The organism is Streptomyces sp. NPDC059248, from assembly GCF_042753905.1.
In the GTDB taxonomy this organism is placed as follows: Bacteria; Actinomycetota; Actinomycetes; order Streptomycetales; family Streptomycetaceae; genus Streptomyces.
Genome location: NZ_JBHYZV010000073.1, coordinates 25,060 through 37,383 on the forward strand (window position 1 = coordinate 25,060; position 12,324 = coordinate 37,383).

Genomic DNA, 12,324 nt, shown 5'->3' on the forward strand with positions numbered 1-12,324 from the left:
GCGCGGGAACGCCTCGGCCCCCGGGAACCGGTCGGTTCCCGGGGGCCGTGGTCTCGCGTGGGCGTCAGACGCCGCGGAGGACCGCGCCCGCCGCCTCGGCCGCGGCGGCGATCGCCGCGTCGCGCGCGGCCGTGGCCTCCTCGACGGTCAGCGTGCGGTCGGGGGCGCGGAAGCGCAGGGCGTACGCCAGCGACTTCCTGCCCTCGCCGAGCTGCTCGCCGGTGAAGACGTCGAACAGCCGGATGGACTCCAGCAGGTCGCCCGCGCCCCGGGCGAGGGCGTGCTCGACGAAGGCGGCGGGCACCCCGGCGTCGACGACGAGGGCGACGTCCTGGGTGGCGACCGGGAAGGAGGAGATCCGCGGTGCGACGACCGCGCCCTCGCCGGCCCGCCGGACCAGGTCCAGGTTCAGCTCCATGGCGCAGGTACGGGCGGGCAGCCCGAGGGCCTTCACCACGCGCGGGTGCAGTTCGCCCGCGTGGCCGACGGAGGTCTTCACCCCGTCGATCACGACGGACAGCTCCGCGCACCGGCCGGGGTGCCAGGGGCCGTACCGGGCCTGGTCGACGGCGAGCTCGACGCCGGCCTCACCGGCGACGGTACGGGCCGCCTCGACGGCGTCCGCCCAGTCGGCCGGGCGGCCCTTGCCCCACCAGCCGGACTGCTCACGGGCGCCCGCGAGCACCACGGCGGCGTGCCGGGGCTGCTCGGGCAGGGCCGCGTCGAGTTCGGCCAGCTCCGCGTCGGCCGGGCGCCGGTCGACGGGGAGGGCGGGGGCCCGCCGGGGCTCGGCCGCCGGGTGGAAGACCAGGCCGGTCTCGAAGAGGGCCAGGTCGTGGCTGCCGCGGCCGTCGTTGCGACGGAGCGCGGCCAGCAGTCCCGGCAGCAGCGTCGTGCGGAGCGCGGGCTCCTCGTCGGAGAGCGGGTTGACGAGGGTGACGAGCCGGCGGGCCGGGTCGTCGGCGGCCAGGTCGAGCTTGTCGAGGACCTGCTCACCGATGAACGGGTAGTTCGGCGCTTCGACATAGCCCGCTCCGGCGAGCGCCCGTCCGACGCGGCGGTGCAGCCGCTGCCGGTCGGTCAGTCCGCGGCCGGAGGCGGGCCGGGGCAGCGTGGAGGGCAGGTTCTCGTACCCTTCGAGCCGCATGACCTCCTCGGCCAGATCGTTGGGCGCGGCCAGGTCGGGGCGCCACGACGGGACGGTGACGATCAGCTCGTCCTGGCCGTAGACGTCGCAGCCCACCTGCTGGAGGCGGCGGACGACGGTCTCACGGCCGTACGCGACACCGGCGACCCGGTCGGGGTGGTCGGCGCGCATGGTGACCGTGCGGGGCGCGGAGGGCGTGATGACCTCGGTGACGCCGGGCTCGGCGGTCCCCCCGGCGAGGAGGACCAGCAGATCGACGGTCCGCTGTGCGGCGGCGGCGCCGGCCAGCGGGTCGACGCCCCGTTCGAAGCGCCGGGACGCCTCGGAGGACAGCTTGTGGCGGCGGGCGGTCCTGGCGATGGCGACCGGGTCGAAGTGCGCGGCCTCGACGACCACATCGGTGGTGCCGCGGGCCACGCCGGTCTCCGGGTCGGTGACCGCGTCCGCGATCTCCGTGTGGGCGCCGCCCATGACACCCGCGAGCCCGATGGGGCCGCGGCTGTCGGTGATGACGAGGTCCTCGGCGTCGAGGACCCGGTGGGCCCCGTCGAGGGTCGTGATCTTCTCGCCGGACCGGGCGCGGCGGACCCCGATCGGGCCCTTGACGAGGGACCGGTCGTAGGCGTGCAGCGGCTGGCCCAGTTCGAGCATCACATAGTTCGTGATGTCGACCGCGAGGGAGATCGGGCGCATACCCGCCTTCTGGAGGCGGCGGCGGAGCCAGATCGGGGAGCGCGCCTCGGGGTCGACCCCCGTGACGGTGCGGGCGGTGAAGCGGTCGCAGCCGACGGGGTCGGCGACCTGGACCGGGTAGCCGTGGGCGTTGGGCCCGGGGACGTCGATCAGCGCCGGGTCGCGCAGCGGAAGGCCGTACGCGGTGGCGGCCTCCCGGGCGACGCCGCGCATCGACAGGGCGTAGCCGCGGTCCGGGGTGACGGCGATGTCGAGGACCTCGTCGTACAGCTCCAGCAGTTCGATCGCGTCGGTGCCGGGCTCGTACTCCGGCGGGAGCACGATGATGCCGTCGCTGCCGTCGTCGCCCATGCCCAGCTCGCCGGAGGAGCAGATCATGCCGCGGGACATCCGGCCGTACGTCTTACGCTCGGCGATCTTGAAGCCGCCGGGCAGCTCGGCGCCCGGGAGGACGACGACGACCTTGTCGCCGACGGCGAAGTTCCGGGCACCGCAGACGATCTCCTGCGGCTCGCCGGTGCCATTGGCCTGTCCGACGTCGACCAGGCAGTGCCGGATCGGCTTCTTGAACTCGGTCAGCTCCTCGATCGACAGCACCTTGCCGACGACGAGGGGGCCGGTGAGACCGGCGCCGAGCCGCTCGACGGACTCGACCTCCAGTCCGGCCGCGATCAGCTTCTGCTGTACGTCACGGCCGGTCTCCGCCGCCGGCAGGTCGACGTACTCCCGCAGCCAGGAAAGCGGGACGCGCATCAGATCTCCATCCCGAAAGGCCGGGTGAACCGGATGTCACCCTCGACCATGTCTCGCATGTCTTCGACGTTGTGGCGGAACATCAGCATCCGCTCGATGCCGAACCCGAAGGCGAATCCGCTGTACTTCTCGGGGTCGACCCCGCAGGCCACCAGGACCTTGGGGTTGACCATGCCGCAGCCGCCCAGCTCGATCCAGCCTTCACTGGAGCAGGTACGGCAGGGGCGGTCCGGGTTGCCCGCCGACTCGCCGCGGCAGACGTAGCAGACCATGTCCATCTCGGCGGACGGCTCGGTGAAGGGGAAGAAGTTCGGCCGCAGCCGGGTCTTCATGCCCTCGCCGCCGAACAGCTCCCGGACCATGTGGTCGAGGGTGCCCTTGAGGTCGGCCATGGTCAGGCCCTCGTCGATGGCGAGCAGCTCGACCTGGTGGAAGACGGGGGTGTGGGTGGCGTCCAGCTCGTCGGTGCGGTAGACGCGGCCCGGGCAGATCACATAGACCGGCGGCTCGCGGTCGAGCAGGGACCGGATCTGCACCGGGGAGGTGTGGGTGCGCAGGACGACCCCGGAGCCCTCGGTGGCCTCGGCGCCCTCGGCGCCCTGGACGAAGAAGGTGTCGGCCTCGCCGCGCGCGGGGTGGTCGGGGCCGATGTTCAGCGCGTCGAAGTTGAACCACTCGGCCTCGGCCTCGGGGCCCTCGGCGACCTCGTAGCCCATGGCGACGAAGACGTCCTCGATGCGCTCGGAGAGGGTCGTGATCGGGTGGCGGGCGCCTGCCGGGATCCGGTCGTACGGCAGGGTGACGTCGACGGCCTCCTCGACCAGCACCCGGGCGTCGCGCTCGGCCTCCAGTTCGGTCTGGCGGGCGGCGAGTGCCTTGTTCACGGCGCCGCGCGCCTGGCCGACCCGCTTGCCCGCCTCGGCCTTGGCCTGCGGAGGGAGGGCGCCGATCTCCCGGTTGGCGAGGGCGAGGGGCGAGGTGCCACCGGTGTGCGCGACCTTGGCATGGGCGAGCGCTTCGAGGTCGCCCGCGGCGGCGAAGGCGGCGACCGCCTCGTCCCGCATGCGCTCGATCTCTTCCGGTTTCAGTGCCTCGACCTCGACAGGGTCGTACGACTTATTGGGTGCCGACATCTCTTCCCGTGTTTCCGGTTGGCTTGGTGGACGCGGTCCCGCTCGGCGACGACGGACGCAGACGAAGGACGCAAAGGTGCCAAAGTCTGAGTCTAAACGTTCGGTAACCGGCGGCGGGGCGCCCGCTGGCGGGGTACGTCCCGGGACCCGGCGGACCGGGTCGGCGATGGTGGCCCGAGGGCGGCCTCAGCTCAGATGAGCGGGCGTGCCGACGGGCAGGATAAATCGGAACTCGGCACCGCCGCCGGGGCCCCGGCCGACGGTGATCGTGCCGCTGTGGGCCTCGACGATGCCCTTGACGATATAGAGGCCGAGACCGGTCCCACCGCGTTTGCTCCCCCGCCAGAAGCGGGTGAAGACACGGGCCATCGACTCCTCGGGGATGCCGGGGCCCTCGTCGGTCACGGTGACGGCCGTCCCTTCCTCGTCGTCGGCGCGCTGCGCCGGAGCCGGCGCCACGTCGATAGTGACGGTTCCTTCGCCGTGGCGCACCGCGTTTTCCAGCAGATTGCCGAGCACCTGGTCGACCTTGTCGGGGTCGGCCCACAGATCGGGCAGTCCTGGGCGGATCCGGACGGCGAAGCGGTCGGGGCTCCGCCCACTGGCTATATGGGCCTGGACGTGGCGGGTGACGGCGGCGGCGATGTCGACGGGCTGGCGGCGGACCTCCAGGCGTCCGGAGTCGATCCGGGAGATGTCGAGCAGCTCGGCGATCAGCCGGGTGACCCGGTCGGCGTCGGCGTCGACGGTCTCCAGCATCAGCCGCTTCTGGTCGTCGGTGAACCGCTCCCATTTCGCGAGCAGGGTGGCGGTGAAGCCTTTCACCGAGGTCAGCGGGGACCGCAGCTCATGGGCGACGGTGGCGATCAGCTCGGCGTGGCTGCGTTCGGTACGGCGCCTGGCCTCGGTACCGCGCAGGCTGACCACGAGGCGGCGCAGCGGGCCCCGGGGATGGTCGCGGACGTAGCGGGCGGAGACCAGGACCTCGCGCCCGCCCGGCAGCAGGAGATTCCGTTCGGGCTGGCCGACCCGGGTGACGAGTCCGCCGTACGGGTCGGTCAGCGGCCACCAGCGGCGGCCTTTGAGGTCCTCCAGCGGCAGGGCGCGCTCCAGGGGGAGCCCGATGGCGTCGGCGCGGGCCGTGGCGGTGATCCGTACGGCCGCGGCGTTGAAGCAGACGACCCGGCCGTGCTCGTCGGCGACGACGAGTCCGTCGGGGAGGTCGTCGGGGTCGATCGCGCCGGCTTCGGGATCGGTGGACGCGCACAGGAACGTCCCGTGCGTCTCCGCCGGCCTGCTCGTCCCGACCGCCATACCCGTACCCCCACCTCTCCGACCGCCGCAGTGGGCTCCCGGGCCCGTCACCCTACTAGCTCAAGGTGACGGTCCGGACCCCCTGCGCGAGTGCGCCCCCTGTACCACCCCTCTAGTTGATCCGCGCCCCGGATTCAGGAGTGTCCCGCGCGCTGGGCGCGGGCGGAGGCGTAGAGGCATACGGCGGCGGCGGTGGCCAGGTTCAGGCTCTCGGCGCGGCCGTGGATGGGGACCCGGATCACGGTGTCCGCGAGCGACCGGGTCTCCTCGGGCAGGCCCCAGGCCTCGTTGCCGAAGATCCAGGCGGTGGGACCGCCCATGGTGCCGGCGTCCAGTTCGGCGTCGAGGTCGTCCCCGGCGCCGTCGGCGGCGACCACCCGTACTCCGGCGCCCTTCAGGGCCGTCACGGCCCGCTCCACGGGGACGCCGACGGCGACCGGGAGGTGGAAGTGGGAGCCGACGGAGGCCCGGACCGCCTTGGGGTTGTAGAGGTCGACGGAGGCGTCGGTGAGGACGACGGCGTCGGCTCCGGCGGCGTCGGCGCAGCGGAGTACGGTGCCCGCGTTCCCGGGGTCCCGCACATGCGCGAGGACGGCGACCAGCCGGGGGCGGGCCGCGACGATCTCCTCGAAGGGGGAGTCGAGGAAGCGGCAGACCCCGACGAGTCCCTGCGGGGTGACGGTGGTGGAGATGTCCGCGATCACCGTCTCGTCGGCGAGATGGATCGCGGCGTCCGCGGCCCGGGCGGCGGCGACGATATCGGCGTACCGCTCGAAGGCTTCGGGGGTGGCGAACAGTTCGGTGAGCGTCGGCTCCCCGGCGGGCGTGCGGTGTCCGGCGGCCTCCCGGACGGCCTGGGGCCCCTCGGCGAGGAACAGCCGCTCCTTGCCGCGGAAGTTCCGCCGGGCCAGCCGCCGGGCGGCGGCGACGCGCGGGGAGCGCGGGGAGATGGTCTCGGGGGCGGCCATGGGCTCACTTTCCGGGGGGAGCGGTTCACCGCGGGACGGACGCGACGAACGGACGGGCGGGGACCGGACGGGCGGGGACCGGACGGGCAGGCGGGGCCTTCGACGGGGTCTTCGGGCGCGGGCCTGGGAGCACCCCTCGGCGGCTGGATCCCGGCGCCTCGGGCGCGGGCCGTGGCCCGCCGTACGGCATCACCCCAGGTTGGCGTGGACGCACACGGACCCGCAGGCCGGAAGGGCCTGCGGGTCCGGAGTACGTCGGTCGTCACCGGGTCGCGCGCACGGGCTGTCGCCCCGGTGACGAGCCGGTGACGGGACGATCACGCCGCGATCGGCGTCGATCAGGCGGCGGCCTTCGGCGCGTTGACGTCGGCGGGCAGCGCCTTCTGCGCGGCCTCGACCAGCGCGGCGAACGCGTTGGCGTCGTTGACGGCCAGCTCCGCCAGGATCTTGCGGTCCACCTCGATGTTGGCGGCCTTCAGACCCTGGATGAGACGGTTGTACGTCATCCCGTTCTGACGGGCGGCGGCGTTGATCCGCTGGATCCACAGCTGACGGAAGTCGCCCTTGCGCTTCTTCCGGTCGTTGTAGTTGTAGACCAGGGAGTGGGTGACCTGCTCCTTGGCCTTGCGGTACAGGCGCGAACGCTGACCACGGTAGCCACTGGCCTGCTCGAGAATCGCCCGGCGCTTCTTGTGGGCGTTGACTGCCCGCTTGACGCGTGCCACTTGTTAACTCCTTGTAGCGGGGTCGTGCGTGCGGCGGCACGACCCGAATTCGTATAGGTCCCGGTCCCGGTGTCCACTCCCCGGCTCCGTCTCCGTCCCCGTCACGACGGGGCGGCCGGCGGCCGGGGGCGACATCACTTGCCGAGAAGCTTCTTGATCTTCTTGGCGTCGCCGGGAGCCATCTCCGCGTTGCCGGAGAGGCGGCGCGTCAGCGTGGACGGCTTGTGCTCGAGCAGGTGGCGCTTGCCGGCGCGCTCACGGAGCACCTTGCCGGTGCCGGTGATCTTGAAGCGCTTCTTGGAACCGCTGTGCGTCTTGTTCTTCGGCATCGCGCCGTCTTCTCCTCGTCAGTGACGCTCTCCCCCGGTGCGCGGGCACCGGGCACGCGGGAGCGTCCAGTTCGTCTTGTACGGGTCCGGGGGGAACCCGGGGCCGCCGATGGCTGCCCCTCGGGTCACCCCTCGGAGGGCGTCTCGGCCGGGGCGTCGGCCTCGACGTCGGCAGGGGCCTCGGCGCCGTCGGCCGGAGCCTTCGGGTCCCGGCCCGCCTTACGTGCGGCCTGGGCCTCACGCGCCTCGGCCATGGCCTCGGTCTTCTTCTTGTGCGGACCGAGAACCATGATCATGTTCCGGCCGTCCTGCTTCGGGTTGGACTCGATGAAGCCCAGTTCCTCGACGTCGGACGCGAGCCGCTGGAGCAGTCGGAAGCCGAGCTCGGGGCGGGACTGCTCACGACCACGGAACATGATCGTGATCTTGACCTTGTCGCCCTGCTTGAGGAACCGGACGACGTGACCCTTTTTGGTGTCGTAGTCGTGCGGGTCGATCTTCGGCCGGAGCTTCATCTCCTTGATGACCGTGTGCGCCTGGTTCTTGCGCGCCTCACGGGCCTTCATGGCCGACTCGTACTTGAACTTCCCGTAGTCCATGAGCTTGCACACGGGCGGCCGGGCGGTCGCCGCGACCTCGACCAGGTCGAGGTCGTACTCCTGAGCCAGCTCGAGGGCCTTGGCGAGCGGGACGATGCCCACCTGCTCGCCACTGGGACCGACAAGCCGTACTTCGGGAACGCGAATCCGGTCGTTGATGCGGGGCTCGGCGCTGATGGATCCTCCTAAGTAGCACCGCGCGGCCGACTGGCAGACGGCCGCGAGCGTCTGTTTGGTAAGACCAACCGCACGGGAACAGCAAAAATGCCCCGGGACGGACACAGGCGGCAGCTCCTGGAATACCGGAGCACCGCCGCGACAGTCGCGGGGCGCGCTTCGGGCGGCTCCATCGTCCGTACGGAACGATGGGGACCGCCTGACCGGTGACCCGCCGCTCCGGGGAGCGGCCAGGTGGGAGATCGGAGCCTCCACTTGTGGGCCGGGCACAGATGTGTCCGGCCGGTCGTCACACAAGGTTAGCAGCTTCGGGGGGCCGGTGCTAACCGGTGGCCCCGGCGAGGCCGTCCGGAGCGGGGCATATCGTAAGCGTCATGAGTGACGCGACCCCTGTCCCCGGCTCCGCCGCCCCCGGCGAGTCTTCTCCCGAATCGCCCGACTTCGACGCCATGGCCCGCGATATCGCGGAGGTGCCCGCCGTCGAGGTGATCGTCACGGTCGCGGTCAACCTGATGAGCGCCGCCGCGGTGAAGCTCGGTCTCACCGAGGAGGGCGACCGGTACAAGGACCTGGACGAGGCGAGGAAGCTGGTGCACGCCCTGGCCGGGCTGCTGGACGCGAGCACGACGGAGGTCAGCTCCTTCCACGCCGCGCCGCTGCGGGACGGCCTGAAGTCGCTCCAGCTCGCCTTCCGCGAGGCATCCCTGGTCCCGGACGAGCCGGGCCAGGGCCCCGGCGAGAAGTACACGGGCCCGGTCTACGGCTAGCCGTATCGGTCGTACGCCCCCGGAATCCGCTGTTCCGCCCGGGGGCGTTCGGCTGTCCGGCGGCGGCCCGGCCGCGGTGGTTCAGGCGTGGGCGTCCCGGGCCCGTACATAGAAGGGCTCACCCGGCGGGGTCGCCCCGGTCGGCAGCAGCGCCAGGTCGAGACCGCGGACCAGGCGGGCCCGCAGCGCGTCGTGGCCCGCGATGCCCCGGGCCACCCGGCCCGCGGCGTCGGCGGGCACGGCGTCGTCCGCGAGGACGAGGGCGAGCGTCCCGTCGGTGCCGTCGCCGGGCAGCAGATGGACCCGGACGACGGCGGGCTCGGCGGCCATCACATCCCGTACGGCCGCCGTCACGGCCGGGTCGTCCAGCGGATCGGTGCTGGTCCGGCCCTCCGCTACGGCCCGCAGCGCGGCACCGTTGAGCTGGTACGGCACCGGCCCGGCCAGATCGATGACGAGGGTGTCGGCCTTCTCGTGGGCGAGGGCCGAGAGCGCCTGCCGGAGCGGTACGGCGACGGGCCGGGCCGCCGGGTCCCAGCGGGCGAGGGTCTCCATCGACGTGAACGCGGGCAGCGCGCGCCGGTCCCCCGCGGTGAGCGTCGGTACGGCCATGTCGCTGGTCTTCTCGCGCCGCAGCCCGTTCTCGTCGGTCTCGACCTCGCCCAGCACGGCGACGACGGGCACCAGCAGCCGGGCTTCCGCGAGGGCGGCGAGTACGGGTCCGTGCGCCGTCCGGTCCTCCGCCCAGGCGGCGAGGGCCGCCGTGAGCCTCGGGTCGGCTGAGCCGTCGTCGTCGGAGAAGCCGGGGTCGGGGATGTTCTTGAGCGCCACGCGTCGAGCCTAGTCCCGCACGACCGCCGCCCGGGCACGGGGTGCCGGTCGCGGGACGCGGTCTGGCTAGCCTGACGGGCATGGTCGAGAACGCGGGGGTACGGCTTTCGGTGGCCGTGGGAGCGGCGGATGGGGCGAATGCGACGGATGCGGCAGGGGGCGGCGCCTGGTACGGCGGCGGCGCCGATCTCGGCTATCCGTCGGCGAGCGTCGTGAAGGTCTCCGTCCTGGCCGCGCTGCTCCGGCGCGGCGGGGAGCTGGACGCCCGGCGGCGGGCGTGGGCACGGGCGATGATCGTCCGCAGCGACAACGACGCGGCGACGGCCCTGTGGCGGGAGCTCGGGGGTCCCGGGGCGCTGGACGAGGCGTACGCGGAATGGGGTCTTACCGGGACGTACGCCGATCCGGCCTGGGGTCTGACCCGGACGACCGCGCGTGACCAGCTGACCCTGCTGCGGACGGTGTTCCGGGAGCGCCCGTACGCATATCTGCGGGAACTGATGGGCCGGGTCGTACCGGATCAGGCGTGGGGGGTGTCGGCGGCGGCCGGCGGGCCCGCCGGAGCGGACGGCTGGGCGCTGAAGAACGGCTGGATGCCGATGCGGGCGACGGGCCTGTGGGTGGTGCACTCGGTCGGGCGGGTCGGCGGGCGGGCCGGCGGGCGGCTCGTGGTCGTCCTGTCGGACGGGCATCCGTCGAAGGAGGCGGGCATCGCCCGGGTCGAGGAGGCCGCGCGGCGGGCCGCGGGTGAGGGCGGCTGGTACGGGGCTGGGCACGCCGGCTGAGCGGGCGGGCTCAGAGGCTCCGGGGGCGCGTCCCCCGCCACAGGACGACCGCGATCGCCAGGACCAGCGCGCCGACGCCGCCGACCAGGGGGGCGAGCCACGCGGCCGGTTCGGGTTCGGGCTCCTCGGGCTGGGGGCCTTTGCCGAAGTACTTTCCGGCGTACCCGGCCGTGGCCGCCTTGGGGTCCCCCGGCCGGAGGGATCCGGCGGCCTCGATCGCGGCGGCCGGGTCCACGGTGCCGTAGCCGCGGGAGTCGTCCCGGCCGGACTCGGGCCGGTCCCTGGCGGTGTCGATGAGGAGCCGTTTGATCTGGGCGGGGGTCAGATCGCCGTGGGCGGAGCGGACGAGGGCGACGGCCCCCGAGACGAACGCGGCGGCGGCGCTCGTGCCCCAGCCCTCGTAGTACTTGCGGTCCGGGTCGGGTATCACGATGTCGACTCCGGGCGCGGCGACGGTCGCGTACCACCGCCGGGTGGAGAAGGAGGCGCGGTTGCCGAAGCGGTCGACGGCGGTGACGGCGATGACGCCGGGATAGGCGGCGGGGTACGAGATCCGGTCGCCCTTCTCGCCGCCGTTCCCGGCCGACGCGACGACGACGGCGCCCTTGGCGAGCGCGTACTGCACGGCGGCGTCCTCACCCGGTTCGGGGTGCGCGGACTCGCTGTCGTCGCCGAGGGACAGGTTGATCACGTCGGCGCCCTGGTCGGCGGCCCACCGGATGCCCTGGGCGAGGGCCGTGCCGCGGGACTTGCGGGCCTTCTCGCGGGCCTGGTCGCCGCCTTCGAGGATGACGCGTACGGGCAGGATCTTCGCCTCGGGCGCGATGCCGATGACTCCGGACTCGTTGCCGAAGCCCCGGCCGTGGGCGGCGACGATCCCGGCCATGGCGGTGCCGTGCCGGGCCCAGGCCCGGTCGCCCCGGGCCGCGCCGAAGCCGATGAAGTCCTTGCCGGGCAGGACGTTGTCCCGCAGGTCGGGGTGCTGGTCGTCGACGCCGGTGTCGAGGACGGCGACGGTGACGCCCGCGCCCTTGGTGGTCCGCCACGCCTCGTCCGTGTTGAGGGCTTCGAGGCCCCATTGCTGGACCCTTATGCCGTCGGCGCGGGCGGGTACGGCGGGCAGCAGCGTGAACGCGCCGGCCGCGGCGAGCGCGACGGCGCGGTGCCGTCGCCGCCGGCTCCGGGCCGCCCGCGCCGCCCGTCCCGGGCGCGCCGCCCGGGCCTCGTCCGGAGGCTGGATCGGGGTCACTTCTGGTCCTTCGGTGGCGGGTTGAGCGCCGATCGCAGGGCCCGTTCGGCCCCGGCGGCGAGTCCGGCGGCCTCGTGGCCGAGTCCGGCCTGCGCGATCGGGGCGGTCGACTTGGTGTCCCGGGCCGCCCCGGCGGGCTGCGGGGCGTCGGCGGCCCGGCCGTCCGCGAAGCCGGATACGGCGAAGACGACCACGGGCGCGTCGGGGAGCACCTTCAGGGACCAGCTGGCCCGCTGCCGGGGGCCGAACCGTTCGGCGACGGTGCCGCGCGCGCCGTAGGCGCGGGGCAGCAGGTCGGGGCGCTCGTCGAGGCTCTGGGCCTCGACGCGCTGGGCGAGCGCGGCCATGTCGTGTTCGTCGGCGCCGGTGAAGACGAGGCCGACGGTGGTCACATGGGTCGCGGTGGCGTCGGTGTAGGTGGCGCGTACGACGCGGGCACAGCCCGCGGTGACCAGGGTCGTGGCCAGCCCCGGGTCGAGGGCGGTCGGACAGTCGCCGTCCGGTGCCACGGCGATCCTGGTCCAGACCCGGTCGGCCTTGCCTGGCCCGGCCTTCTCGCCGCGCACGGTCCGGGGGAAGAGCGCGTCGACGGGGGCGGTGTGCCACAGCTCGTGGGCCCGGTCGTAAGCGGAGTCGCCGGCGCCGCCCGCCCCGGCGCCGCTGGTGAGCGCGCCCGCGGTGGCGGCGCCGCCGACGAGCCCGAGCCCGAGTACGGCGCAGACGACGGCGGCGCCGGTCCGCGCGGGCCGCCGGGCGGGTACGGGCCGCAGCCTGGCGGTGACCTCCGAGTACGCCTCGGGCGGCGGGGCGGGAGGACGCGGCCGTACGGCTGTCACTTATACACATCTCACGCT

The 12,324-nt window shown here is 73.5% G+C and carries 12 protein-coding genes; 2 read left to right on the top strand and 10 right to left on the bottom strand.

Features of this window, described 5'->3' with window-relative positions; translation table 11 throughout:
• Positions 1-64 precede the first annotated feature (64 nt).
• The 7 genes from pheT to infC all read right to left on the bottom strand — a co-directional run bounded on the left by pheT (position 65) and on the right by infC (position 7,838).
• Positions 65-2,593, bottom strand: a complete 2,529-nt coding sequence (gene pheT / locus ACFXG1_RS26285; protein ID WP_384744809.1) for a phenylalanine--tRNA ligase subunit beta — start codon at positions 2,591-2,593, stop codon at positions 65-67.
• Positions 2,593-3,726 (bottom strand): phenylalanine--tRNA ligase subunit alpha, encoded by a 1,134-nt coding sequence (pheS, locus tag ACFXG1_RS26290; protein ID WP_384744811.1) that lies wholly within the window; start codon positions 3,724-3,726, stop codon positions 2,593-2,595. Before pheS ends, pheT begins: the two co-directional genes overlap by 1 nt.
• 186 nt (positions 3,727-3,912) lie before the next feature.
• Positions 3,913-5,040, bottom strand: coding sequence for an ATP-binding protein (locus tag ACFXG1_RS26295; protein ID WP_384718766.1), 1,128 nt, complete (start codon positions 5,038-5,040; stop codon positions 3,913-3,915).
• Positions 5,041-5,174: 134 nt separating this feature from the next.
• Positions 5,175-6,008, bottom strand: a complete 834-nt coding sequence (locus ACFXG1_RS26300) for a TrmH family RNA methyltransferase (RefSeq protein WP_384718768.1) — start codon at positions 6,006-6,008, stop codon at positions 5,175-5,177.
• Between the two features lie 338 nt (positions 6,009-6,346).
• Entirely contained in the window at positions 6,347-6,733 is a 387-nt protein-coding gene (rplT, locus tag ACFXG1_RS26305; protein ID WP_358827461.1) for a 50S ribosomal protein L20, read from the bottom strand.
• Between the two features lie 134 nt (positions 6,734-6,867).
• Complete coding sequence (gene rpmI, locus ACFXG1_RS26310; RefSeq protein WP_250920741.1) at positions 6,868-7,062, bottom strand: 50S ribosomal protein L35; 195 nt, start codon at positions 7,060-7,062, stop codon at positions 6,868-6,870.
• 125 nt (positions 7,063-7,187) lie between these two features.
• Complete coding sequence (gene infC / locus ACFXG1_RS26315; RefSeq protein WP_384744820.1) at positions 7,188-7,838, bottom strand: translation initiation factor IF-3; 651 nt, start codon at positions 7,836-7,838, stop codon at positions 7,188-7,190.
• Positions 7,839-8,212: 374 nt separating this feature from the next.
• Here infC and ACFXG1_RS26320 point away from each other — a divergent pair, with 374 nt between their 5' ends.
• The gene (locus ACFXG1_RS26320) at positions 8,213-8,605 is read left to right on the top strand and encodes a DUF1844 domain-containing protein (protein WP_384724504.1); all 393 of its coding nucleotides are present in this window, start codon (positions 8,213-8,215) and stop codon (positions 8,603-8,605) included.
• Between the two features lie 81 nt (positions 8,606-8,686).
• Here ACFXG1_RS26320 and ACFXG1_RS26325 read toward each other — a convergent pair whose 3' ends face one another.
• Positions 8,687-9,436, bottom strand: a complete 750-nt coding sequence (locus ACFXG1_RS26325; RefSeq protein ID WP_384744814.1) for an SseB family protein — start codon at positions 9,434-9,436, stop codon at positions 8,687-8,689.
• An 80-nt stretch (positions 9,437-9,516) separates the two neighbouring features.
• On the opposite strand from ACFXG1_RS26325, the gene ACFXG1_RS26330 reads away from it, so the two are divergent.
• The gene (locus ACFXG1_RS26330) at positions 9,517-10,221 is read left to right on the top strand and encodes a serine hydrolase (RefSeq protein WP_384722812.1); all 705 of its coding nucleotides are present in this window, start codon (positions 9,517-9,519) and stop codon (positions 10,219-10,221) included.
• 10 nt (positions 10,222-10,231) lie between these two features.
• Here the strand turns inward: ACFXG1_RS26330 and mycP are convergent, their stop codons facing one another.
• Both mycP and ACFXG1_RS26340 read right to left on the bottom strand, forming a co-directional pair.
• Positions 10,232-11,470, bottom strand: coding sequence for a type VII secretion-associated serine protease mycosin (gene mycP / locus ACFXG1_RS26335; protein WP_384744816.1), 1,239 nt, complete (start codon positions 11,468-11,470; stop codon positions 10,232-10,234).
• Positions 11,467-12,306 (bottom strand): hypothetical protein, encoded by an 840-nt coding sequence (locus tag ACFXG1_RS26340; protein ID WP_384744818.1) that lies wholly within the window; start codon positions 12,304-12,306, stop codon positions 11,467-11,469. Before ACFXG1_RS26340 ends, mycP begins: the two co-directional genes overlap by 4 nt.
• Positions 12,307-12,324: the final 18 nt, after the last annotated feature.

Coding starts and splice junctions, on each gene's coding strand:
- pheT (WP_384744809.1), bottom strand. CDS start 2,593: ATGCGCGTCCCGCTTTCCTGGCTGCGGGAGTACGTCGACCTGCCGGCG.
- pheS (WP_384744811.1), bottom strand. CDS start 3,726: ATGTCGGCACCCAATAAGTCGTACGACCCTGTCGAGGTCGAGGCACTG.
- ACFXG1_RS26295 (WP_384718766.1), bottom strand. CDS start 5,040: ATGGCGGTCGGGACGAGCAGGCCGGCGGAGACGCACGGGACGTTCCTG.
- ACFXG1_RS26300 (WP_384718768.1), bottom strand. CDS start 6,008: ATGGCCGCCCCCGAGACCATCTCCCCGCGCTCCCCGCGCGTCGCCGCC.
- rpmI (WP_250920741.1), bottom strand. CDS start 7,062: ATGCCGAAGAACAAGACGCACAGCGGTTCCAAGAAGCGCTTCAAGATC.
- ACFXG1_RS26320 (WP_384724504.1), top strand. CDS start 8,213: ATGAGTGACGCGACCCCTGTCCCCGGCTCCGCCGCCCCCGGCGAGTCT.
- ACFXG1_RS26330 (WP_384722812.1), top strand. CDS start 9,517: ATGGTCGAGAACGCGGGGGTACGGCTTTCGGTGGCCGTGGGAGCGGCG.